The sequence below is a fragment of the Acetobacter estunensis genome, from assembly GCF_011516945.1.
Lineage (GTDB): Bacteria > Pseudomonadota > Alphaproteobacteria > Acetobacterales > Acetobacteraceae > Acetobacter > Acetobacter estunensis.
Genome location: NZ_WOTH01000004.1, coordinates 139,260 through 162,786, shown reverse-complemented (window position 1 = coordinate 162,786; position 23,527 = coordinate 139,260). Strand labels below are relative to the sequence as shown.

Here is a 23,527-nt window from a genome sequence, read left to right as displayed (position 1 = left end):
GCCGGGCAACAAGAACAACTCGTTCGGCATCCAGAACGGCGGCAACTCGGCCGATCCCACCAACCAGAATACGAACAACGAGAACGGCGCCAACTTCAACATGGGCACCGGTGCGCTGCTCATCACCGAACTGCAATACGCCACCTCCATCGGTGGCTCCGATGACGGGCACGGCCACAAGACCGAAGGACTGCCCGGCGTCTACAAGCTCGGCGGCTATTACGACACCGCACGCTTCCCCAGCTATCTGCGCAACAACATGGGCCAGCCTCTGGGAAGTTCCTCCGACACCACAGGCATTCCGAAATGGAAGCGTGGCAACTGGATGGTTTACGGAATCATCGATCAGATGGTCTGGCGGCCTTCGCCCGATTCACCGCAATCTCTGGGCGTATTCGCCCGTGTCACGGGCAATGGCGGCGACCGCAATCTGATCAGTTTCGCGGTCGATGCTGGCGTCAACCTCAAGGCGCCGTTCAAGGGACGCGACAACGACACGCTGGGTCTGGGCTGGGGCATCGGCCGCCCCACCTATGGTCAGCGCCGCTATGACCGCAACTCCGGCTCCATCGTCCAGCGTAACGAGAACCATATCGAGCTGACCTAGCAGGCGCAGGTCATGCCCTGGTGGGTCATCCAGCCGGACTTCCAATACGTCTGGCGTCCCGGCGGCGGCGTGCAGGATTACGGTTCCTCGCACCTCCGCCGCGTCCGCGACGAGGCCATCTTCGGACTCCATTCCTCCATCAATTTCTGAGGAAATAAGAAAACCGCTTCCCACGAACAGTTGGGAAGCGGTTCTACTTTCCGATGAAAAAGAAAGGCTCTCCGATACACATTGTTGGAGAGCCTTGTTTTTACCAGATTTCAGGAACGATCATATCCTGCGGCGTCGGCTGGCGCTCATATTCCGGGTGATAGACACGCGGCGGCAGTTCCACCAATGGCTTCTCCACCGCCTGATACGGCATTTGCAAGAGAAGATGCGCGATGCAGTTCAGACGCGCCTTTTTCTTGTCCACAGCCTGCACGACCCACCACGGCGCTTCGGGGATGCTGGAACGCTCCAGCATGACTTCCTTGGCCTTGGTGTAGTCTTCCCAGCGAATACGGCTCTGGAGATCCATCGGGCTGAGTTTCCACTGCTTCAGCGGATCCTCGATACGGGCGCGGAAACGCCGCTCCTGCTCATCATCCGTGATGGAGAACCAGTATTTCACAAGGCGGATGCCGCTGCGTACCAACATGCGCTCAAATTCGGGCACGGAGCGGAAAAACTCTTCGTACTGGTCGTCCGTGCAGAAACCCATCACGCGCTCGACGCCGGCACGGTTGTACCAGCTTCGATCAAACAGCACGATCTCGCCCGCTGCCGGAAGATGGCTGACATAGCGCTGGAAATACCACTGCGTGCGCTCGCGCTCGCTTGGGGCGGGGAGCGCCGCCACCCGACAGGTGCGTGGATTGAGGCGTTGGGTGATGCGTTTGATGACGCCGCCCTTACCCGCCGCGTCGCGTCCCTCGAACAGGATGACAACCTTCTCGCCGGTGTCCTGTACCCAGTCCTGCAACTTCACAAGTTCGCCCTGAAGACGAAGAAGTTCACGGAAATAGGTGCGTCGGAACGAAGCCTCTCCCGCGTTTTCTCCTTCAAGACGACGATCGTCGAGTTCGAGTTCAAACTCCTCGTCGATATCGTCGAGGATTTCCTCGCGCACACTCTGACGGTCCATTTCCGCACGGCTTTGCAACGACTGGTCGTTCACGGCGCTCTCCCGATCCGCCCGGCATCACGACGACGCCGGGAAACACGCAAGGCGCACGGCACCCCGTGCACCGTTCTGCGAAACGGTCACAGGGGCCATGCGCCCCCCACTTTCTGCCAGAATGTTCAGGACATCGTCACGAGACAAAGCGCTTTTGTCGGCATGTTTCACAAAACCGACATGAAACCATGATGATGGCACAAAAAAGCGTGACGGATGCCCAATGACAGCCGTCACGCCTTTACGCTCTCTTCTCCGATGATGCTGTCATCAGAGAAGATTATGAAAGAGAGTGTCAGAACACCTGACGCAGCAGAACGTAGAGCACGCCGCTGATCATCATGGCAGCCGGCAGCGTAATGACCCATGCCAGCCCCATGGTGCGCAGGGTGGACCATTGCAGCCCGGAACCATTGGCCGCCATCGTTCCTGCCACACCGCCTGAAAGGATGTGAGTGGTGGAAACCGGCATGCCATAGCCTTCCGCCAGACCGATCGTGCCCATGGCGACGATCTCGGCCGCAGCCCCTTGAGCGTAGGTCAGATGCGTCTTGCCGATCTTCTCGCCCACGGTGATGACGATGCGCTTCCAACCCACCATCGTGCCCAGACCCAGCGCCACGGCGACCGCAACCTTCACCCAGATCGGGATGAAGCGGGTACCCTCATTGAGATCCTTCATGAAAGTCTTCAAACCGGCCACATCCTGCGCGGAGAAGGAAGGATCCGACTTCATGGTACGGATGGCATCGGAGGCCAGATACATGTCGGTACGCACGTTGGGCACGACAGCGGACGGCACGGAATGGATGGAGCCGTAATCCTTCACGTCACGCGACACGGCATCGGAAATTACGGCCAAAGCACTATAGACTTCCGGACCTGTCACACTGCGTGTGCGCAGGGCATCGCCAACGATCTGCCGTGCCGTGACCAGATCCGGGGCCGTCCCGTGTGATCCCGCATGGGACTGAAAGATCGACGTGGCCTGATCGGCGGCCTGCACAAAGCCCGGCGTCATGTCTTCGGGCATGGCGCGGTTCAGCGCATACGCCGTCGGCGCCGCGCCGATGAGGATGAGCATGATCAGACCCATGCCCTTCTGGCCGTCGTTGCCGCCATGGAAGAACGATACACCGGTGCAGGTGGTGATCAGCAGACCACGAATCCACCACGGCGGCGGCTGATCGCCTTTGGGCGCTTCGTAGAGCTTGCGATTACGGATGAAGAGCTTCATCAGCACCAGCAGCGCGGCTGAAAGTGCAAAGCCGCAGATCGGGCTGAACAGCAGGGATTCGAACACCTTCGTCACCTGAGTCCAGTCCACGCCCTGCGTCGCCACGCCGTGCGGCGCGAGAAGCTGGTTGGCCAACCCCACGCCCATGATCGAACCGACCAGCGCATGCGACGATGAATTGGGAATACCCAACGCCCAGGTAGCAAGATTCCAGATGATGGCCGCCAGAAGCAGCGCGAAGATCATCGCGTGTCCCGCGCCGCTTCCCACCTGAAGAATCAGTTCCACCGGCAGCAGCGTGACGATGCTGTACGCCACCGCTCCGGAAGAGATGAGCACGCCAGCCAGATTCCACATGCCGGACCACACGACAGCGACAAGCGGCGGCAGGCTGTTGGTGTAGATGACCGTCGCCACGGCATTGGCCGTGTCATGAAAGCCGTTGACGAACTCGAAGCCCAGCGCGATCAGCAACGCCAGTCCGAGAAGAACGAATGCACCAATCGCTACATCCTGACCGCCCGCGGCGCGGACATCGGAAATAACGCTGTAGCCCACGAACGCAAGCGCCGCCATGATGACGCCAAAGAAGAACAGCCTGAACGCCGCCGCGCATGTCCGGACGCCCGATGGGTGCGCTGTCCGCTGTAGTGTCTGACATGGATTAACCACCCAGCAATGAAAACCGGCGCTCTTCTAGGCACCAGCCCGGGCAAATCCACAGTGACGGTTTTATGACAGACGCTAAAATCAGGGAACCACCGCCATATCCCTGTTTGTTACGAATTATCGCGCCAGCGATTCCAGAAACCGTCCCAGAACGCTGGAGCCGCGCACGAGACGCAGACGGATCAGCAACGGCAAGAGATAACGGTTGCTGTGCGTCAGCTTGATGACGGGCGGCGGCGTGACTGGCGCATCCAGCCGGCACAGGAGTGTGGCGATACGTTCACGGTCCCAGCGCACGGCCATCTGGTAAAGAAAAGGGCCATCTTCCGCCTTGCGCAGGAACAGAGCGGAGGCCTCGGCCTCCCTGAGCGCAATCTGCTCGGCCAGATAGACCAGCAGATACTCCGGACGCTCGATCCCCTGACGGATCGTGTCATAATCCGGCCGCGCCACAAGCGAGCGGAAATACGCATCGCGTCCCAGCGTCAGCACCTTACGCAATTCATCGCGCCACACCTGAACCAACGTCGTCTGCGGCGGACAGGCAAGAAACCAGCTCTCGATGATGGGAAACCGCCGATCCTGTGTGTCCTGCGCCCGGTAATAGGCCACCAGATCGGCGGAATCGCTGCAACTGGCGTCATGCACCCATTGCAGACTCTCATGAAAGATGCAGGTTGCATCGACCCAGATGCCGCCATACTGCGCCAGCAGTTCCAGACGGATCAGATCGCTCTTGAGGGCTGCGGCAAGATCGGAACGCTCCAGAAAGGGCGCCTCGATATGCTCACGCACACTACGATTATCGAGCAGCCGGACATCGTGATCGGGGTTGAGTGCCCGCACACGCGCAATCGTCGCCTCGACCAGCGGCGGCTTCGTGTCGCCGTCCCAATACATCCACACGATACGCGGAATGGCGCTTTCACTTCGCGTCTGCGTTCCCGTCGCGAGAGTGTCTGTCCAGCCCATGAAGGAAGGCGCGGTACGCTCCTTGGAGGCAATGCCATAAAACAGGCTCTTCGCCGCGTCTTTCCACAAACGAAGATCGCTTTTCGATAGCATCGCTGCTTCTCCTTAGCCCTTCAATTCAGCCCTCGGCGGTGCGTGCTGCCCGCTGCACGGCATCTTCCGCCGCCCGAAACAGCGCGCGTGCCTTGTGCCGTGTTTCGGCACATTCCAGCGCGGGCACACTGTCCGACACCACACCACAGCCCGCCTGCACATGCATCATGCCATCCTTCACCACGGCCATGCGCAGCCCGATGCAGGTGTCCATGTCTCCGCCCGCGCCAAAATAGCCGATGCACCCGGCATAGGTGGCGCGACGGGTACGTTCCACCTCGTCGATGATCTCCATCGCGCGGATCTTGGGCGCCCCCGTCAGGGTGCCAGCAGGAAAGGCCGCCACCAAAGCGTCCAGTGTCTCCAACTCGGGCTTAAGCACGCCTTCCACATTGGAAGAAATGTGCATCACGTGACTGAACCGCTCGATGACAAAACGCTCCGTCACCTTCACCGAACCCGTCACGCACACGCGCCCGACATCGTTGCGGCCAAGGTCGATGAGCATCAGATGCTCGGCCCGCTCTTTCTCGTCGGCCAGAAGTTCCTCTTCCAGTCGCCGATCTTCTTCCGCATCCGCACCCCGAGGGCGCGTTCCGGCCAACGGGCGCACCGTCATCATCCCTTCGCGCAGACGCACGAGAATCTCGGGCGACGATCCTACGAGCGAAAATCCACCGAAGTTCAGATGAAACAGGAAGGGCGCCGGATTGATCCGACGCAGGGAGCGGTAAAGTGCGAGGGATGAAAGGCCGAACGGCGTGGAGAACCGCTGGCTCGGCACCACCTGAAAGGCATCCCCCGCCGCGATGTAGTCCTGAATGCGGCGCACCACATCCTCGAACTCCGCTTCGGTGTAAGTGGAATGTGGCGCGGCCAGCGCGCCGACATGCGGCTCCGGAGCGACATGCAGAGGAGCTGCAAGACAGGCCCGCGCCCGCGCGATGAGCGCCTGTGCCGCATCGAACGCTGCGTTCGCCGTCTGATCCGCACGGGGGCGGAGGGGGGCGGCAAGGATCAGCTCATCCGTCACCGTATCGAAGATGGCGAACAGGCCGGGCCGCATGAGAATGGATTCCGGCAGACCCAGATCGTCCGCCGGCGCGTCTGGCAGACGCTCCATCTGCCGCACCATGTCATAGCCCAGATAGCCGAACACACCTGCGGTCATGGGAGGAAGACCATCGGGAAGCGCCAGTCGGCTTGTGCGGATCAGGCTGCGCAGACTCTCCAGCGGCGTCTCCGTCACCGGTTCGAACGCATCTTCCTGCGTGGCGGCATGGCGGTTGATCGAAGCCTTGCCGTCATGACAGCGCCACACGAGATCGGGACACAGCGCAATGACGGAATAACGTCCCCGGCTCGCGCCGCCTTCCACCGATTCCAGCAGAAGTGTGTCGCGTCCGTCCCGGCCTTCCATCGCCGCCAGCCGCATATAAGCCGCAACCGGCGTCAGCAGATCGGCCGCCTCCACGGCGAAGACAACCGCCCCTTCACCTCGTTCCCAGAGTGCTGCGCAATCCGCACGCGATGGAGAATCGAGCGTATCGAGCCGCATCATGAATCGTCTCCATAGCCAGCGTCCTGCATGGCGGCCTTCACACCACCGGGCAGGATCTTCACCTTGAAGCGCTTGCCCAGCCCATGGATGTAGGCGGACGTCACATCGGAGGCCATGGACTCCGACAGACCGTCACGCACCCGGGCCATGCCAAGACTGTCCGACTTTGGGTCCGGATGCTCGATGGCGGTCACGGTGAGCACCACGAATCCCTTGTCATCCTCACCCATCACGCTCCGCCCGACCGGCATGTGCATCACCACCGCGCCCAGATCGCGCGGCAGCGCGTCGAGCGGACGCGCCCGCGAAACCATCAGACCTTTCTGCAGGGGCGCGCCCTCAGGCACGACAGCCGCCAGCCCACCTTTGTTTTGCGCGGCGACATAGAACTGTGTCGCGTGCTGGTTCGCCGCCTGATGGCGCATCTCGTTCTGCCACGCCGCCAGCACTTTCCCATGCGCCGTCTCGAACGACATCGGCTGCGCAGGCGTGATCTCGTCCACCGATACGGCATACCAGCCGAGAGATACGGGCGGCTGGCCCTTCGGACCCGGCCCTTTCGCTTCCATCAACTGAGGGGGCGCGCCCTTGTCCTGAGCGAACACGCGCTTGACGATGGCGTCGCGCAACTCACCCGTGGCTGGCAACGGGGCAGGCTCGCCTTCCTTTGTCATTCCTTGTGCGTCGAGGAAGCCTGCCGCGGCAGCAGCACCAAGGTCGGTGGGAATGGACTCCAGCCCCGCGCCCGCCAGCGCGTCCTGCAACTTGGGCACGTTGGCGCTGACCATGGACGGTCCCCGCACCTGCGTGATTTCGTCACGCAGGGTCGGTTGTGCCGCCTCGAAGCTGATTTCACGCGGCGGCGTCACCTTCGTCACCCGGAAAACGGCCACACCCATTTCCGTCTTCACCGGACCGGACACGACATCGGGCGCGGCGTCGAACACGGCCTTGCGCAGCGCATCGGACGGGAAAGAACTGGGACGGGCGTCATCGAACGCCACGGCCGCCGCATCCTTGGCCGCAACCTGCACCTGCTTCCAGTCCGCGCCGCCCTTCCACAATGTGGCAATGGCATTGGCCGCCATCTCATCGGACGCGGTCACAACTTCCACGCTCCGCAGTTCCGGCTGATGAAAACGCTCGCGCTGGCTGTCATAGAGCCGGTGCAGTTCCTCATCGCTCGCGGGCACCATCTTCGCCACCGTGTCGGGCGAAAGCACCACGATGCGGGCATGACGGTATTCCGGGCTTTGGAACAGCCACGGATGATTGGCGTAATAGCGCCGCAGCGTGGCGTCATCAGGTGTGCCCGGATCGGCCTGTTCGGCAAACGGCACACGCAGCAGATCGATCACACGGGTTTCGGTCTCGTGCGCATAGGTACGCCGGACCACGAAATCAGGCGTGTGCACACCCATGGCGAGCGGCTCGAGAATGGCGCGTCCGGCGATGTCGTCATGCACCAACCCGAGGAAGCGTTTCTCGGTCATACCGTTGGCCGACAGGATGGCGTTGAGCTTCTGGCGGTCGAAGTTGCCATCCTTGCCCTTGAAGTAAGACATGGAGAACACCTCGTCGCGCACGGCCTCATCCGACACGTCGATGCCGTAGGTCTTGGCGGCCTCCAGCACTTCGGCCTGCCCGATCAGCCGCTGAAGCACCTCGCGGCCCATCTGCTGACGCAGGATGGCGGGAATATGGGCCACATCCGGCGCGCCCATCTGCTGCGCCATGGCCGGCATCTCGCGCTGGAGAGCGGCCGCGAAGTCGCGGGTGCTGACCTTTTGCGCGCCCACCGTCGCCACGGTCGCAGGGTCATCGGCCATGTTGGTGATGACGTCGCCCACGCCCCACCCCACGAATGCGAGGAAGATGACGAAAGCAAGGATGCGTCCCACCCAGGAATCGACGACGAAATGACGCAGGAAGGAGATCATGCAGGCACGGGTCCGCGAGCAGAAAAAAGGACAGCCGGAGCACGCGCGCAGGGCCATGTTCCGGGCGCGGCACCATATTCCCGATGCACCCGCTTGACCAGAAGGCGCGCGTTGCGGTGCTTGCGCCCGCTCGCCTGCATGGAGTAGCGGTGTTTCCGACATTCGGGGACCGCGCCCTGACCGGTCCCGGTCATGAGGCCGCATCACGAGGGGAGAGACGGACGCCATGAGCAAGCCCATCATCGTCGGCAACTGGAAGATGAACGGTCTGACCGCCGATTCCGCAGACCGCGTGAAGCAGCTTCTCGCGGGCCTGACCACCAGCCCCGCGCCCGGCGTGGAAGTGGTGGTCTGCCCGCCCTTCACGCAGCTTGCGCTGCTGGCTCCGTCTCTCAAAGGCACACCCATCGCTCTCGGCGCGCAGGATTGCCACAAGGACGACAAGGGCGCGCATACGGGCGACATCTCGGCTGCCATGCTGGCCGATGTTGGAGCCACGCACGTCATCCTCGGTCATTCCGAGCGGCGCCGCGACTACAACGAAGTGGACGAGACGGTGCGCGAGAAGGTGCTCGCTGCAACGAAAGCTGGCCTCACGCCCATCGTGTGCATCGGTGAGACGGAAGACCAGCGCCAGAGCGGCGAGACCGAAGACACGCTGGGCTGGCAGATCAAGGGCTCCCTGCCCGACGGCTTCACGGGTGTTGTGGCCTATGAGCCGGTCTGGGCCATCGGCACCGGCCTTGCCGCGACCGCCGAGGACATCCGCACCACGGTGGCTTTCATCCGCGCCGAACTGGAGCGCCAGTTCGGGGACGCTGGCAAATCGCTGCGCATCCTGTATGGTGGCTCCGTGGATGCGAACAACGCCGCTTCCATTCTCGATATCGAGAATGTGGCTGGCGCTCTGGTCGGTGGCGCAAGCCTCAAGCCGGATGCGTTCCTCTCCATCATTCACGCCGTTCCCGCCGCCTGAGCCCTTCCGGGTTCGGATGCGGGTCTGATCGACCTTTGACCGGATAGTCCATGACCACCGTCCTGCTGATCCTCCATCTTCTCGTGACCATGGCCCTGATCGGAGTCGTGCTGATCCAGCGCAGCGAAGGCGGTGGCCTCGGAATCGGCTCGTCGCAGGGCATGGGCGCGTTCATGTCCGGGCGTGGCACGGCCAATCTCCTCACCCGCACCACGGCCGTGCTCGCGACCGCGTTCATGCTGCTGTCTCTGGCTCTGGCCATGCTCAACAAGGGCGCTGTGAGCGGCGCCAACCACGACATTCTGGCGGCACCTCCTCCGGTCGCGACAACACCGGCGCCCGCGGCTCCACCTGCCGCTCCCGCGCCAGCATCGCAGCCCTGAACACTCCTCCAACCCCGGCCTTCGCGCCGGGGTTTTTCATAGCGCTCCTGACTCAGCCGGTGAAAATTCCTCTCGCGGGATTTTGCCCTTCCCTCTCCCCTTACCCTCGGTGTAGGTAGCCCTTCCATGACGCGGTTCGTTTTCATCACCGGTGGCGTGGTGTCCTCACTTGGCAAGGGAATCGCATCTGCGGCTCTTGCTGCCCTCCTTCAAGCGCGTGGATACAAGGTCAGGCTGCGCAAGCTCGACCCGTATCTCAACGTCGATCCGGGCACGATGAGCCCGTATCAGCACGGTGAAGTCTTCGTCACCGACGACGGTGCCGAGACCGATCTCGACCTCGGCCATTACGAACGCTTCACCGGCGTCAACGCCACGCGCGCGGACAACACCACCACAGGGCGCGTCTATTCCGAGGTTCTCGCCCGCGAACGTCGTGGCGACTATCTGGGCGGGACCGTGCAGGTCATTCCGCACATCACCGACGCCATCAAGGAACGCGTGGTGGCCGACACCGAGGGGCTGGATTTCTGCCTCGTGGAAATCGGCGGCACGGTGGGCGATATCGAAAGCCTGCCCTTCCTCGAATCCATCCGCCAGCTCCGCAACGATCTCGGCTTTGAGAACACCATGGTGGTGCATCTCACGCTGCTGCCGTGGATTCCCTCTGCGGGAGAGCTGAAAACCAAGCCCACGCAGCATTCCGTCAAGGAACTCCAGAACGTCGGCCTCCAGCCGCAGATCCTGCTGTGCCGTTGCGACCGTCCGATCCCGGAAAACGAGCGACGCAAGATCGCCAATTTCTGCAACGTGCGCCCGCAGGCGGTCATTGCCGCGCGTGACGTGGACACGATCTATGAATGCCCGCTGTCCTATCATGCGGAAGGCATGGACACGGAAGTTCTGCACTATTTCGAACTGCCTCACGACAAGGAGCCGGATCTCTCCGCGTGGAAGGCCATCGTGCGCGGCATCCGGGAGCCCGACAGCGAAGTGCGCATCGCCGTGGTCGGCAAGTACACAGCCATGCTCGACAGCTACAAATCGCTGATCGAGGCATTGCTGCACGGCGGCATCGCCAACCATGTGCGCGTAAAGCTGGAATGGGTGGAGGCCGAGGCCTTTGAGAAGAATCCCGCTTCTCTGGAGCGCCTCAAGAACGTGGACGGCATTCTCGTGCCCGGCGGCTTCGGTGAGCGCGGTTCGGGCGGCAAGATCGAAGCCGTGCGCTATGCCCGCGAAAACGGCATTCCGTTCCTTGGAATCTGTTTCGGCATGCAGATGGCCGTCATCGAATGCGCCCGCAATCTGGCCGGTCTTCCTGACGCCTCCTCCACCGAATTCGGTCCCACCAACGAACCGCTGATCGGCCTGATGACGGAATGGGCACGCGGCAACGAGATGCTGCGCCGCCGTGAAGGCGGCGAACTGGGCGGCACCATGCGTCTGGGCGGTTACCCCGCCAAGCTGGCGGAAGGCTCCCGCGCCGCCGAGATTTATGGCACCACGACCATCCGCGAGCGGCACCGCCACCGCTATGAAGTGAACGTGCATTACCGTGAAAAGATCGAGGCGGCGGGCCTGAAGTTCTCCGGCATGTCGCCCGACAGCATCCTGCCCGAGATCGTGGAATATCCCGACCATCCATGGTTCGTGGCCGTGCAGTATCATCCCGAGCTGATCTCGCGCCCCTTCGCGCCGCATCCGCTGTTCGCCGGCTTCATCGGCGCTGCAGTAAAAAGAGCTGCCGAACATGGCGAATGAACCGCCCCACACGGTCCTGCTGGGCGATCTGGAGATCGGCAACGCCCTGCCCCTCGTCCTGATTGCCGGTCCGTGCCAGATCGAATCCGCCGCTCACGCGATGGACACGGCCTCGGCTCTGGCCGAAATCTGTGGAGAGGCCGGGATCGGGCTGATCTACAAAAGCTCCTATGACAAGGCGAACCGCAGCAGCATCGGCTCGCAGCGCGGCATCGGCATGGATAAGGGTCTTCAGATCCTCTCCGATATCCGCGAGCAACTTTGTGTGCCCGTGTTGACGGACGTCCATGCCCCGGACCAGTGCGCCGCCGCCGCACAAGCCGTGGATGTGCTCCAGATTCCAGCGTTCCTGTGCCGCCAGACCGACCTTCTCTTGGCGGCAGGAAAAACAGGAGCCGTCATCAATGTGAAAAAGGGGCAGTTCCTCGCCCCATGGGACATGCAGCACGTTGCGGCCAAGATTGCCTCCACCGGCAACGACCGCATCATGCTGTGCGAGCGCGGCACCAGCTTTGGCTACAACACGCTCGTCAACGACATGCGCGCCCTGCCGATCATGGGCAGCACCGGCTATCCGGTGGTTTATGACGCCACCCATTCCGTGCAGCAGCCGGGCGGGCACGGCACGTCATCGGGCGGACAGCGCGAGTTCGCGCCCATTCTCGCTCGTGCGGCGGTGTCCATTGGCGTGGCGGCCGTCTTCATTGAGACACATGAGGAACCGGATCGCGCGCCCAGCGACGGACCGAACATGATCCCCCTGCGCGAAATGCCCGCGCTCATCCGCAACCTTCAACGCTTCGACGCGCTTGCGAAGACAGTCTAACCCCTTCTTCACGAAAAGAAGGGCGAAGCAACCTTCGGGAAAAGCTTCCGTTTCCCTCATGTTCTTCCCAAACGGAAAGCATGAGCCACATGACCGAACCGCTGCCCTCCCTGATGGTGCCGACCGCAAGCTGGTTGCGCAGCACAACCCATTACCGCTGGCTCGATCATCAGGGGCTGCGACTGCTGGACTTCGCCAAGCCCTCGCGCATGAAACTCGGCTTCGGACCGCTTGACGATGACGGAGACCTGTCGGAAGGTGCGCAACCTGACGCCACGCTGACGGCTCGTCACACCCATGTTTACGCCATTGCTTCCATGCGTGGGTTGCCGGGATGTCTGCCACTGGCTGAACATGGCGTAACGGCCCTGCGGGAAGGCTTTCACGATGCGCGGCATGGCGGCTGGTTTGAAGCAAAACCCTCTTCTTCGGACACAAGCCCACGCAAACAGAACTATCTCCACACATTCGTCGTGCTGGCGGCCTCATCCGCCACAGTCGCCAATATCCGGGGTGCTGCGGACCTGCTGACGGAGGCTCTCGCCATATGGGAGGGCCGTTTCTGGAGCGAGGACGAAGGTGTTTTTCGTGAAAGCTTCGCTGCCGACTGGACCGATGAAGAGAACTATCGTGGCGCGAATTCCAACATGCACGCGGTTGAAACCTGCATGGCGGTCGCGGATGCGCTTGACGCGCCCGAATGGCGCAACCGGGCACTTCGCATTGCGGAACGCTTCATTCACCAGCTTGCCCGTGCGAACGCCTATGCTGTCCGCGAGCATTTCGACTGCGAGTGGACCTACCTGCCCGACTTCAACCGGGACCGCCCCACGGATGAACTGCGTCCCTGCGGCCTGACACCGGGACATTTCGTGGAATGGGCGCATCTTCTGCTCAAACTCGAAGCCGCTCTTCTGCGCACCGAGGGCCATGCCCCCAACTGGCTGCTTGAGGATGCCATCGGCCTGTTCGAGGCCGGTATCCATGCCGGGTGGTCACGCAACGGAACCGGTGGTCTGCTCTACACCGTGGACGATACACTCGCGCCCATTGTGGAGAACAAACCGCACTGGTGTCAGGCTGAAGCCCTTACCGCGGCCGCAGCCCTGCTCAAACGCACCGGCCACACACGTTACGAGACATGGTATCGCCGGATCTGGGATTTCATCGATCTGCATATGATCGACCGTCGCCGAGGTGGATGGATACAGGAACTGGACGCGGCCAACCGCTCTTCCGCGCGCGTCTATGCCGGCAAGGCCGATCTTTATCACGCGTGGCAGGCGACACTGACGCCACTGTTGCCGCTTTCACCGGCGTTTGCAGTCGCCGTTGCAAAGCAAAGCGGGTAAAACCCTTTCGCTTCACGATCATGGACTGTGGCTGGGCCCAATCGTGACATGAAATGGAATTACTGGATCGACCATGCCCCTTGAACACGAGATCGGCCGCTTCGAGAATATCGGCGACAACTGCGAATTCGGATTTGTAAAACGACATCTCGGCAATGAGGATGGCGGTCTTCTGCGTTGGGCCTCAACGCCGCCGCACGCCTTGATTGCTGCCCTGAAAGACCGTTTTCAATCCCTGTATCGCTTTGAAAACCTCACGCCCGCTTGGGATAACATGCTGACCGACACGGCGTACGGCATCGGCTTTCACACGCACATGAAATCGCGAGACAAGCAATGGGTGCATGACGGGGTGGAAAGAGAACGCCTCCATCGAGAAGAACTCGAGAAAATCCATTATCTTGTTGGGAAGTTTCTGAAGCGCATCGCCGATCCGAGAACTATTTGTGTCTACAAGACAAATGCGGGGCTTACTGTACAGCAGGAAGAAGGCATTCTAACCGCCTTACGCGCTCTCGGCCCTGCATCACTCCTTGTGGTGCGGACCACCGATCAGCCTGCGCAGGTTGGAACCATAACGCAGGCGAATGGCTATCTCATCGGACATATCGATCGCTTTGCGGATTATGCACAAGCCGATCAAATCTCCGATGCGTGGTTTACCCTCGTCCGCAGCACTCTGCAGCATTTACGCACCTGAAAAAAGAACGCCCTGCCGTCCACAAGAACGGCAGGGCGCTTGAAGCACCACTTGGTTCAGGCTCTCAAGCCCCCGCAGCGGTCTCCTGCGCAATCTCCTCATCAATCATCTTGTCGGTCGCAATCGGCGCCATACCGCCCAACGGCGGCCCCTTGAAGCGCTTCTTCTCGACAAGGAACCAGCCCGCCAGCAGCACCACGACAATTCCCACCACGTAGCTGATGAGAATGTCGTTGGGCGGCTGCACGCCAATCCACACCAATCCGAGCGAACCCAGAACGGTGATGACCGCAAACGGCGTGGACAGCGCACCCAGACGGAACGGTCCCGTCATCACGTCCCGTTTGCGCTCGGCCAGAATCCCCGCACCGATCGGCATGGCGTAGGAGACATAGAGGAAAATGGCGCAGCCTGCCGCCAGCGCCGCGAAGGCGGAGGAGTAAAGCGTCACGGCACAGGACAGGAACGCCACCAGCCAGATGGCCGGAACCGGCGTGCGGTAGGTGGGGCTGACATAGCGCCACAGCTTGGAGCCGGGCAGTCCGCCGTCACGTCCGAAAGCGAACACCATGCGCGAGGTGGAGGTCATGCCTGCCAGCGCGCACAGATAGTTGGCCACAACGATCATCACATACATGCAACTGCGCAGCCAGCTCGGCACAGGGAGTTCACCCAGCAGGTTGAAAAACACGTCTCCACCTTGTGCGGCGGCGGCCTTCGGGTCCGGCATGGCAAGCACGAAAGAACACACCATGATGAAGCCGAAAATACCGGAGATCAGCACGGCGTTGATCATGCCGCGCGGCACGACATTGCGGGCATCGATGGTCTCTTCCGCCACATGCGCGGAGGCATCGAAACCGGTGATGGTATAGGCCGGCAGAATCAGGGACAGGCAGAAAGCATAGATCAGACTGTCGGAATGCGGGAACACATCGCCACCGGGCGCGCCCGTGTTGTTCACGATGGTGACCAGCCGCTCCCAATGAAATCCGGGGGCGCAGTACAGCATCATGATCGTCAGCAGAATGGCGGCAAACAGGATCAGATAACCGGAAAAGTCCGTCAGAACCTTGGTGATCTTGATGCCCACATGATTGAACAGCGCCTGCGAGGCCGCGATGATCGCCACACCGATCAACTGATGGCCATAGCCCCAGCCGGATACGTCCATCCCGAAGATCTTGCCCAGAATGAGCTGCACGAACAGCGTGTAGGCGCCCACATTCACCGAGGCGAGTACGAAGACCAGTCCCAGCAGGTTCACCCACGCCGTGGCCCAGCCCCAGCCGCGTCCACCAAGAATGGACGACCAGTGATACAGACCGCCCGCCGTGGGATAGGCGGAGGCGATCTGTCCCATGGAACAGGCCACGATGGCTGCGAAGATCGTTCCCACGATCCAGCCGACCGCCACGCCGAATCCGCCCAGAGACGAAAAGCCGAGCTGGAACGAGGTGATGCCACCCGCCAGAATGCAGATGATGGAGAAGGAAATGGCAAAGTTCGAGAAGCCCTTCATGCTTCGCGAAAGTTCCTGGGCATAACCCATGGAGGCGAGGACGCCGGCGTCCTCGTCGTTATGGTTTTTGGTCTCCATCGAGAGATCCCCTACTGTTCATGTCCCGGCTGCATGCGCCGACGTCGGGGCATGATGACCCTGATGGACGTCATTATCATGTCGAAACCGCAACGTTGCAATCAGCTTTTTGCAGCCCACTCCACAGCCTGTCGTGTGAGATGATCGAATCGCCCTTGCCAGCGGGCTTCTTTGCCCACCGGACGAGGGGAAACCACGCTCCACCCAGCATCTCCCGTGTCGGCCTGCATGAGTCCTTCGCTCTCCCGCCAGAATCGACCGAGCCCCGCCGCCGTGACGTCCACCTGCTCCGGCACATGCACCGGCATGCCCAGACAATTCGCAAGAAACTGGGTGAACCACGCATTGTTCGCCAGTCCGCCGTCCACCGACACCCGTGACGCCGCCTGCCCAGTGGCACTCACAAAGGCTTGGACAAGCTGAACCGAACGAAACGCGATCCCCTCCAAAACGGCGCGCGCCATATCCTGCGGTCGCGTATCCAGCCCCAGTCCCGCCCAACTGCCGCGCGCTTCCCGCTCCCACCACGGACATCCCAACCCCTGCAAGGCCGGCAGGAAAAACACACCCTTCTCCGCAGCCGATGACGCAGCCAGCAAAGCAGGATCGGCACAGGAGAACGCGGGACCAAGCCCCTCCACCCAGTTGACCGCCGCTCCCGCCGTCAACACTCCGCCTTCCAGCGCGTAAATCGCCGGTTGTCCGGCAAACTGCCACGCCACCGTGGGAAGGATTCCAGCGCCTGCCTCCAGACACGCCTCCGTGCCCGCCAATGCCAGCGCGAACGCCCCCGTGCCGAAGGTGATCTTCACATCGCCGGGCTTTTGCAATCCGTGGCCATACAGCGCCGCCTGCTGATCCACGACGCTGACCCGCACCGGCACGCCGGAGGCACGAAGCTGTCCGAAATCCCCCACCGTGGGCCGAATGGCGGGCAGACAGTCCACGGGAACGCCGAAGAGACGACACAATGTTTCATCCCATTCCCCCGTGCGCAGGTTCATCAGCGACGTGCGCGAGGCGGTCGTGATGTCGGTGGCGAACACGCCGCACAGCCGGTCGAGAAAGAAGGCGTCGCTCGTTCCCAGACGCAGCCATCCCTGCGCGTGCAGATCGCGGGCCTGCGGAACATGATCGAGATACCAGCGCAGGCGGGACGCGGAAAAGTAACAGTCCAAGGGCAGACCGGAGCGCGCCATGACCTCCGGCTCCAGCCCCTCGTCTTTCATCCGTGTCACCACGTCGCGCGTGCGCGTGTCCTGCCACACGATGGCCGGACCGATGGGCGTGCCCGTCCGCGCGTCCCACGCCACCACCGTCTCCCCCTGATTGGCCAGCGTCACGGCGTTCACAGGTCCGGCGTCAGCGATGAGTTCCTCGATGTGGCGAAGGATCTCCTCCGCGTCGTGCTCCACCCAGCCGGGCGCTGGCAATATCTGGCGATGCGTACGCCGCCCCACCAGTTCCATGCGACCGTCGGCACCGATGCGATATGCCTTGGTGCCGGTCGTACCCTGATCGATGGCGAGACAGGTTTTCATCAGACCACCTCCACCCGAAGAGCCGCCACACCTTCCAGTAGGGAAGCGGGCAGAGGCAGTTCCAACCGCCGCTCCGGCAAGGCATGCACGCGCCGCTCCGCCAGCACGCGCCCACGCTCATCGACCAGACGCAGCATCCCCTTTCGCGCCTGCGCCACACGGGCATGCAGCGTCACATTCCCCTTTGGCGCCGGGTACAGACGCTGGGGCAACACACTCGCCACTCCCTCTCCACGCTCGACCGGCACGGCCTTACGCACATCCGGCAGACGGCCCGAGAGCGCGCGCAGCATCATTCGGGCCGCACGCTGTCCCTCCCGGGCCGCCATGCCGGAATGTTCCACCGCGCGCAGCACGTTTCCCGCCGCAAACACCCGCGGGTCCAGCGTGCGGAAAGTCGAATCCACCAAGGGTCCATGCGTTCCATTGTCCAGCGTAATGCCCGAGAGACGTGCCAGAATCGCGTCCGGCACGAACCGACCGGTAAACACCACGCCATCGCAGGGCAGCACACGGCGCACACCTGCATGTTCGATCTCCACGCCCTCGACCTTCTCGCCGCCGAGGATGGACACCAGCCGCGTTTCCAGATGAACAGCCGTGCCATAGACCAGCCGCGCCAGAACATCCGCCGGTCGCTGGGCCGTGATACGGGCGTTTTCCTCAATCATCGCCACAGGTCGCACGCCACCATGACGCGCCGTCATCAAGGCGGAAAATGCCACCAGTTCGGTGCCCACGATCACAGGACGCTCGAACGGACGCAGTCCCTTCATCACCATTTCCTGAAACGCGCCCGTCGTGGTCACGCCCCACGGCCGCGTGCCCGATACGAGACGCGGTCCACGCGGCGTCTCACGGGTGCCGGTCGCAAGCAGGACCGTCCGCGCCCGCCATGTCTCCAGCCCGCGCTCGGTGGCGACATGCACCACGCCCCCCGGCTCAATGGCCGTTACGGTGGTGTCGGTCAGAACCGGCACATCCGCCACGGAGGCCGCCAGAGCGCGTGCGTAGCGCGGACCGCGCCACACGCGCCCGAAATCCATCATCCCGAAGCCGGTATGCCCGCAATACCGCGGCAGGCCACCCACCTCGCGCGTGCGCTCCAGCACCGCAATGTTGCGCACACCCGCTTTGCGCAACACGCGCGCGGCATTCACCCCCGCCGGACCGGCGCCGACGATCAGCACATCATGCATCGTGGCGGCCCTCCCCGATCGGACTCACAAGCCCCGGCAGATGCGTCTGCGCCAGTTCCATGACGCGCCGTGTGCAATAAAATCCCTGACAGCGCCCCATCATGCACCGCGTCCGACGCCGCAGCCCCCCAAGCGTGCCTACGGGCAACACCGCATCTGTCAGCGCCGTTTCGATCTCGCGCTCCGTCACCCGCTCGCAATGGCAGGCAATCGGCCCGCGTCCCTCCTGCATCCATGGACGCGGCAGATCCTCCACCAGATTGGGCATATGCGGCACCACGACATCCGCCAGCGGCGTGGGATCGGCGAAATGCGCGCGATACAGCCCCACCACATGCTCGGCAATGCCCAACGCCCCCGTCAGACCCGTGGAGCGGATGCCTCCCACCGTGATCCATCCCAGCCCATCCAGCGCTTCGATCTGATAATCGCTGAACTGTGTGGCGGGCCGCAGACCGGCATAGGTGGTCGTCACATCGTGCTCGATCAGAGCGGGGATGATGCGAAATGCCGCTTCACGCAGCTTCGTCAGATGGTCATGATCGACCGTGGGAAACTCCCGTGCGTCCTGCGGCTCGGCGGTCGGCCCCACGAGCACATTGCCAAAGACGGTGCGCGTCACCACCACACCTTTGGTAAGAGCCGTCGGCACTGGCAGGATGATGGTGCGGAACAACTCGTAAGCGGTCTTGTCGAAGACCACGAACTGCCCCTTGCGCGGCGTGATCGTGAATGGAGAGGGCCGCGCAATCGCTTCGACCAGATCCCCGTAATTACCGGCGCAGTTAATAACGACACGGGCGGAAACGGCCGGCTTTCCCGCCACATCCAGCCGCCACACATCCCCCTGCCGCGCGCCACCTTCCACACGGGCCTTGCGCATCAACATCCCACCGTTGGCGATCGCCTGATGGGCATAGGCCATGGGCGCCGTCCAAGGGTCGATGAGATCCTCCCCCTCCACCAGCACCGCGCCGCGCACGTCCTCCGAAAGCGCCGGTTCACGCTGCCGCGCCTGCTGTGCGTCCAGCACCCGGACCGGCACACCGTTGCGGGACGCCTTGTCCACGATGGCCGGAAAGCGTGCGAGATCCTCGTCCGTCCACGCCACGACCATGGCGCCCGTCTTCAGGACGGACAGGTTCATGCTCTCGCAGATCTCGCGATACAGGGCATAGCCCTGCTGTACGCAGGCCGCCTCCAATGTGTCGGGGGTCGCGTCAAAACCCGTGTGCAAAATGGCGCTGTTGGCTTTGCTGGCGCCTTCCAGCAGGTCTCCGCCCTTCTCCAGCAACACCGTCTGCGCGCCCGCGAGCACGCAGGCCCGAAAGACAGCACAGCCCACCACGCCTGCGCCGATGATCGCAACATCGTAAATCCGGCCTTCGGCCGTTGTCCCCGTCATGCACCTATCCTGAAAAGCCGGACTACCCGCCACCCGCGCAGACATCCTCATCACGCCCGATCATGTTGCCATATCAGAACAAGATCAAGCATCCGCTTCCTTCATAAGAAAAACGAGATGCCACGTGTCACACACGGCCAATCGGCGTTATTTCATGTTACGGATCATGTATCAGGGAGGATGAGGATGACACCGACATCAGGCCGGCGCGCATTTCTGGGAGGCACCCTTGGCGCACTCCTGTGCACCCAAGCACGAGCGGCCGTCTCGGCTCCACCGGACGTCACCACCCATCCGGCCCGCCAATGGGGCAACCACGCGCCCACCGGCTATCTACCAGATCCGGACGTCATCGCGCTTGATCCTTCCTTCAAGGATCTGGTTTTCTCCGGTACCAGCCTCGAACGGGTGCTGACCGGTGGCGGCTGGCTGGAAGGACCGACATGGTTGAGCGAAGCACGGCTTCTGCTGCTCAGCGACACGATCCGCAGTGAGCAGTATCGCTTCATCCCCGCCGCACGCATGGGGGAAGAGGGCAGTCTGTCGCTCTATCGCGCCGAAAGCTATCACAGCAACGGCAATACACTGGACACACAAGGCCGCATCATCACCTGCGAGCACGACATGCGTCGTGTCATACGATGGGAACACGATGGAAGCTGTCACGTCGTCGCAGACGCTTTCGAAGGAAAACCACTCAACTCCCCCAACGATGTGATCGTGCTTCCGCAAGACGGCAGCATCTGGTTTACCGATCCGGCCTATGGCGACACGCTGATCGAAGGACACCCCGATGCACCGGGGGGACGCGCCAACCGCGATGGCAAGCTGCGCTGGCAGATCGGCTCCGAACTGCCCGTGCAGTTCGCCGGTCACACGCGACAGGACGACCATGTCTTTCGTGTCGATGGAGACAGCGGAAAAATCGAAGCGGTTCTGACGCAGGATCAGGTACCAAGCCCGAACGGTCTGTGTTTCTCCCCGGATCTGAAAACCCTTTACGTGATCTCGACCATGCCCGACCCCGGCCAGACCGGCACAAAAGGTTCACCCATGATCCACGCTTTCGACATGGTGGACGGACGCCCGCGCAACGGACGTGTCTTCACTGACATGAAATTCGAAAACCACCAGATGATGCCAGACGGAATGCGGGCGGATGTCTTCGGCAACCTCTGGTGCGGAGCATCCGGCCCATTCGGACTGGCAGGCGTGTTCTGCTTCAATCCGGCAGGCGAGCTGATCGGACATATCCGCCTGCCCTATGGCTGCTCCAACCTGACATTCGGCGGAGTGAAGCGCAACGAACTCTATATGTGCTGCGGCCATGAATTGTATCGGTTGCTTCTGGAAACACAGGGGGCTGGATTATCCTGACGCCCCAGCAACAAAATGAAACGTCATGCAGAGATCATGATTTTCCACAAACCGATAAAAACGTATCGAACACGTAATCTCGATGCACGACACCGTATCGGCTTTCCTCACATCTGCGCCTTATTCTTTCCACCCTCTCTGTCATTGCGCGCCCAGCATAAGGCTCTCCAATTGCCCATGCAGGGCGCGCAACCTTTCCATTGAGAGGTTTTCATTCTGCTCCGATTCTGCAACGTCCTTTTCCAGAACGGCACAGTTTATCGCGCGTGTACGGGCCGCCTCCGTCGGCGGTTCCGTGTGTTCCATCCACCAGATAGTGGCCGCCCCGGCCAGTTGCCGAATCTGGAACAAAACATCAGCGCAGAGCACAAGCTGCTCCGAACGGCGCAACCCCTCCATTCTGCCCTGCTGGCACAGGATTTCCGCGCGTGTAGAAAACACTCCCGCCTCTCTCCGCGCCCGCTCGATCTCGGGCCACCCCACTTTCCGAACATCGCTTGCCAACACGGCATAATGCAGATTGGCCCGGCAGGCCTCCATCACCTGCACCGCAAGCGGCGCGGCAGACCGTGCCGGCCACAGCAGCAAACAGGCTCCAAGCCCGACAAAGCTGCCCATGATGTTGTTGAGCGCACGCGCCAGCCCCACATCCCATCCATGTGCCGGGCTGACGAGATCGGTCACCAGCACGAAAAGCTGGGTCATGAACATCACGCACAACGTGTAGTTCACACTGCGCAGAGCGATCGTCAGGGCCGCCAACGGAAAAACAAGCGCAAGAATGGCCCAGATCGGCAACAGCACACCCATCAGCGCCGCCAGGACACCACCGGCAATGCTGCCGGCCACACGCTCGATAGTGCGAAGAAGCGTCGTGTCACGCGAGGGCTGTGTCACCACCACGACCGCCATCATGGCCCAGTAGGCGTATGGCAGCGCCAGCCACAGCGCGAGCAGATAGGCCACCATGACCCCAAGCGAAAGACGCGCGGCGTGTCGAAGAAAAACCGGATGTGTCCATGACGTTACAACAGAAGGAGCGCCGACAGAAGAACCACGGACCGGCGAGACATCCGCCTTGCGCCATGCTGTCTGCAGGTCCGTCAGTGCGTCTGCGCACAGATGGGCTCCACGGGTGAACAGATCCGTATCCCGCTCTCCAGCCGTGCGAAGAAATCTGATGGACTGATCAAGGCTTTCCGCACGCGGTTCGACACGTTGCAATTCGCGCGCCACCCGTTGCAGGGTCGCGACCATCAGACGGATCGTGCGGGCCGCCACGGGCGAAGGCGCGCAGGTGAAAGCGGCGTGTTCGAACGCCATCGCGGCCACGAAAATGCGGTCGCTCGCCTCCACAGCGGGCAGAAGAGTGGCCCACGTGCGGCTGGTCGTGGGAGCGGGACCAATCCCCAGCGCTTCCACCCGCCCGCGTGTCTGCTCGATACGCAGGCGGATGTCGCGTCGCCACGCGCTGATCGCGGTCGGCGTCCCGATTTCCTCACTGCCTATGTGCAAAAGCCGTTCCAGCATCCGCGCCTGCTCGCGGAAGATGGCCGCACAGGCCTGTCGTTGCGGGGCATAAGGATCGACCGGCCACGCCAGCACGCACACCACGGTCGCCCACACAGTCCCCAGAACGAACAGACCGGAAAGATCCAGCGCGCCCATGGGTGTTTGCGGATAACACACCGCCACCACGCCCACGATAGCGGCAAGAACGCTGATCTGTGTGGCCACAGCCCCCCGCACACGCGCAAGCCCGCACAGAAAGCTGATCGCTCCCAGCCCCACGAGCGAGGGCCAGAGTCCCCACCCGGCCAGCATGGCCACAAGCCCCGTGATGACGGTGCCCGCTGCACCGAAGGTCAACATCGCCCGCAATCGTGCCGCCAGAAGTCCACCCGGATCGACCAGACAGGTCCAGAACGCGGCAAAGGCGGACCAGGCCATCAGCGGCGCGTGCAACCACATGGCCACAACCATCACCGCTCCGACCGCCACGCCCGCCCGCAGCCCCTCCCGTATCGCAATCTGCTCAGATGCCAGCGGAATGGCACGCACGCCCAGCCAGTGCGTGAGGGCGGACGGCATCACGCTGCTTCTGAAAGACAGAAGCAGACGGACAACATGACGGAAGGGAGCGGATGCAGCGGTCTTCATAAGACC

The 23,527-nt window shown here is 62.3% G+C and carries 17 protein-coding genes and 1 pseudogene; 8 read left to right on the top strand and 10 right to left on the bottom strand.

The genetic code is table 11. The features are described from left to right. Nucleotides 1-757: pseudogene (locus GOB87_RS03770) on the top strand (carbohydrate porin); the annotation flags it as partial. Between the two features lie 100 nt (nt 758-857). Here GOB87_RS03770 and ppk2 read toward each other — a convergent pair. The 5 genes from ppk2 to GOB87_RS03745 form a co-directional block, all read right to left on the bottom strand. After that, nucleotides 858-1,733, bottom strand: a complete 876-nt coding sequence (gene ppk2, locus GOB87_RS03765) for a polyphosphate kinase 2 (RefSeq protein WP_166313221.1) — start codon at nt 1,731-1,733, stop codon at nt 858-860. A 328-nt stretch (nt 1,734-2,061) separates the two neighbouring features. Further along, nucleotides 2,062-3,579: an inorganic phosphate transporter gene (locus GOB87_RS03760; RefSeq protein ID WP_166313201.1), complete on the bottom strand. Its 1,518-nt coding sequence runs from the start codon at nt 3,577-3,579 to the stop codon at nt 2,062-2,064. A 210-nt stretch (nt 3,580-3,789) separates the two neighbouring features. Beyond that, complete coding sequence (locus tag GOB87_RS03755; RefSeq protein WP_166313200.1) at nt 3,790-4,737, bottom strand: glycosyltransferase family 32 protein; 948 nt, start codon at nt 4,735-4,737, stop codon at nt 3,790-3,792. A 25-nt stretch (nt 4,738-4,762) separates the two neighbouring features. After that, nucleotides 4,763-6,295: an anthranilate synthase component I gene (gene trpE / locus GOB87_RS03750; RefSeq protein WP_166313220.1), complete on the bottom strand. Its 1,533-nt coding sequence runs from the start codon at nt 6,293-6,295 to the stop codon at nt 4,763-4,765. Further along, nucleotides 6,295-8,238: a peptidylprolyl isomerase gene (locus GOB87_RS03745; RefSeq protein ID WP_166313199.1), complete on the bottom strand. Its 1,944-nt coding sequence runs from the start codon at nt 8,236-8,238 to the stop codon at nt 6,295-6,297. The genes trpE and GOB87_RS03745 overlap by 1 nt, the downstream gene beginning before the upstream one ends. Nucleotides 8,239-8,464: 226 nt before the next feature. On the opposite strand from GOB87_RS03745, the gene tpiA reads away from it, so the two are divergent. The 6 genes from tpiA (at nt 8,465) to GOB87_RS03715 (ending at nt 14,239) form a co-directional block, all read left to right on the top strand. Continuing rightward, nucleotides 8,465-9,214 carry a triose-phosphate isomerase gene (gene tpiA, locus GOB87_RS03740; protein WP_166313198.1) on the top strand — a complete coding sequence of 250 codons (750 nt, stop codon included), beginning with the start codon at nt 8,465-8,467 and terminating at the stop codon, nt 9,212-9,214. Between the two features lie 50 nt (nt 9,215-9,264). Then, on the top strand, nt 9,265-9,597 hold the full coding sequence (gene secG, locus GOB87_RS03735; protein WP_166313197.1) for a preprotein translocase subunit SecG: 333 nt from the start codon (nt 9,265-9,267) through the stop codon (nt 9,595-9,597). Nucleotides 9,598-9,723: 126 nt separating this feature from the next. Further along, the gene (locus tag GOB87_RS03730; RefSeq protein ID WP_166313196.1) at nt 9,724-11,361 is read left to right on the top strand and encodes a CTP synthase; all 1,638 of its coding nucleotides are present in this window, start codon (nt 9,724-9,726) and stop codon (nt 11,359-11,361) included. After that, nucleotides 11,351-12,187: a 3-deoxy-8-phosphooctulonate synthase gene (kdsA, locus tag GOB87_RS03725; RefSeq protein ID WP_166313195.1), complete on the top strand. Its 837-nt coding sequence runs from the start codon at nt 11,351-11,353 to the stop codon at nt 12,185-12,187. The genes GOB87_RS03730 and kdsA overlap by 11 nt, the downstream gene beginning before the upstream one ends. Before the next feature lie 89 nt (nt 12,188-12,276). Then, complete coding sequence (locus GOB87_RS03720; protein ID WP_166313194.1) at nt 12,277-13,539, top strand: AGE family epimerase/isomerase; 1,263 nt, start codon at nt 12,277-12,279, stop codon at nt 13,537-13,539. Nucleotides 13,540-13,612: 73 nt separating this feature from the next. Beyond that, nucleotides 13,613-14,239, top strand: coding sequence for a hypothetical protein (locus GOB87_RS03715; RefSeq protein WP_166313193.1), 627 nt, complete (start codon nt 13,613-13,615; stop codon nt 14,237-14,239). A gap of 64 nt (nt 14,240-14,303) precedes the next feature. Here the strand turns inward: GOB87_RS03715 and GOB87_RS03710 are convergent, their stop codons facing one another. The 4 genes from GOB87_RS03710 to GOB87_RS03695 form a co-directional block, all read right to left on the bottom strand. Further along, nucleotides 14,304-15,839, bottom strand: coding sequence for an amino acid permease (locus GOB87_RS03710; RefSeq protein WP_166313192.1), 1,536 nt, complete (start codon nt 15,837-15,839; stop codon nt 14,304-14,306). Between the two features lie 101 nt (nt 15,840-15,940). Next, entirely contained in the window at nt 15,941-17,380 is a 1,440-nt protein-coding gene (locus GOB87_RS03705) for an FGGY family carbohydrate kinase (RefSeq protein WP_166313191.1), read from the bottom strand. Then, nucleotides 17,380-18,579: an NAD(P)/FAD-dependent oxidoreductase gene (locus tag GOB87_RS03700; protein ID WP_166313190.1), complete on the bottom strand. Its 1,200-nt coding sequence runs from the start codon at nt 18,577-18,579 to the stop codon at nt 17,380-17,382. The genes GOB87_RS03705 and GOB87_RS03700 overlap by 1 nt, the downstream gene beginning before the upstream one ends. Next, on the bottom strand, nt 18,572-19,984 hold the full coding sequence (locus tag GOB87_RS03695) for an NAD(P)/FAD-dependent oxidoreductase (RefSeq protein ID WP_166313189.1): 1,413 nt from the start codon (nt 19,982-19,984) through the stop codon (nt 18,572-18,574). The genes GOB87_RS03700 and GOB87_RS03695 overlap by 8 nt, the downstream gene beginning before the upstream one ends. A gap of 186 nt (nt 19,985-20,170) precedes the next feature. On the opposite strand from GOB87_RS03695, the gene GOB87_RS03690 reads away from it, so the two are divergent. Further along, nucleotides 20,171-21,361, top strand: a complete 1,191-nt coding sequence (locus tag GOB87_RS03690) for an SMP-30/gluconolactonase/LRE family protein (protein WP_166313188.1) — start codon at nt 20,171-20,173, stop codon at nt 21,359-21,361. A 141-nt stretch (nt 21,362-21,502) separates the two neighbouring features. Here GOB87_RS03690 and GOB87_RS03685 read toward each other — a convergent pair whose 3' ends face one another. After that, on the bottom strand, nt 21,503-23,521 hold the full coding sequence (locus tag GOB87_RS03685) for an FUSC family protein (protein ID WP_166313187.1): 2,019 nt from the start codon (nt 23,519-23,521) through the stop codon (nt 21,503-21,505). Nucleotides 23,522-23,527: the final 6 nt, after the last annotated feature.

Bases quoted from the DNA above. Each gene is read 5' to 3' on its own strand.
- kdsA (WP_166313195.1), top strand. From the start codon at position 11,351: ATGGCGAATGAACCGCCCCACACGGTCCTGCTGGGCGATCTGGAGATC.
- tpiA (WP_166313198.1), top strand. From the start codon at position 8,465: ATGAGCAAGCCCATCATCGTCGGCAACTGGAAGATGAACGGTCTGACC.
- GOB87_RS03730 (WP_166313196.1), top strand. From the start codon at position 9,724: ATGACGCGGTTCGTTTTCATCACCGGTGGCGTGGTGTCCTCACTTGGC.
- secG (WP_166313197.1), top strand. From the start codon at position 9,265: ATGACCACCGTCCTGCTGATCCTCCATCTTCTCGTGACCATGGCCCTG.
- GOB87_RS03695 (WP_166313189.1), bottom strand. From the start codon at position 19,984: ATGACGGGGACAACGGCCGAAGGCCGGATTTACGATGTTGCGATCATC.
- ppk2 (WP_166313221.1), bottom strand. From the start codon at position 1,733: ATGGACCGTCAGAGTGTGCGCGAGGAAATCCTCGACGATATCGACGAG.
- GOB87_RS03685 (WP_166313187.1), bottom strand. From the start codon at position 23,521: ATGAAGACCGCTGCATCCGCTCCCTTCCGTCATGTTGTCCGTCTGCTT.
- GOB87_RS03745 (WP_166313199.1), bottom strand. From the start codon at position 8,238: ATGATCTCCTTCCTGCGTCATTTCGTCGTCGATTCCTGGGTGGGACGC.
- GOB87_RS03715 (WP_166313193.1), top strand. From the start codon at position 13,613: ATGCCCCTTGAACACGAGATCGGCCGCTTCGAGAATATCGGCGACAAC.
- trpE (WP_166313220.1), bottom strand. From the start codon at position 6,295: ATGCGGCTCGATACGCTCGATTCTCCATCGCGTGCGGATTGCGCAGCA.
- GOB87_RS03700 (WP_166313190.1), bottom strand. From the start codon at position 18,579: ATGCATGATGTGCTGATCGTCGGCGCCGGTCCGGCGGGGGTGAATGCC.
- GOB87_RS03690 (WP_166313188.1), top strand. From the start codon at position 20,171: ATGACACCGACATCAGGCCGGCGCGCATTTCTGGGAGGCACCCTTGGC.
- GOB87_RS03760 (WP_166313201.1), bottom strand. From the start codon at position 3,579: ATGGCGGCGCTTGCGTTCGTGGGCTACAGCGTTATTTCCGATGTCCGC.
- GOB87_RS03705 (WP_166313191.1), bottom strand. From the start codon at position 17,380: ATGAAAACCTGTCTCGCCATCGATCAGGGTACGACCGGCACCAAGGCA.
- GOB87_RS03720 (WP_166313194.1), top strand. From the start codon at position 12,277: ATGACCGAACCGCTGCCCTCCCTGATGGTGCCGACCGCAAGCTGGTTG.
- GOB87_RS03755 (WP_166313200.1), bottom strand. From the start codon at position 4,737: ATGCTATCGAAAAGCGATCTTCGTTTGTGGAAAGACGCGGCGAAGAGC.
- GOB87_RS03710 (WP_166313192.1), bottom strand. From the start codon at position 15,839: ATGGAGACCAAAAACCATAACGACGAGGACGCCGGCGTCCTCGCCTCC.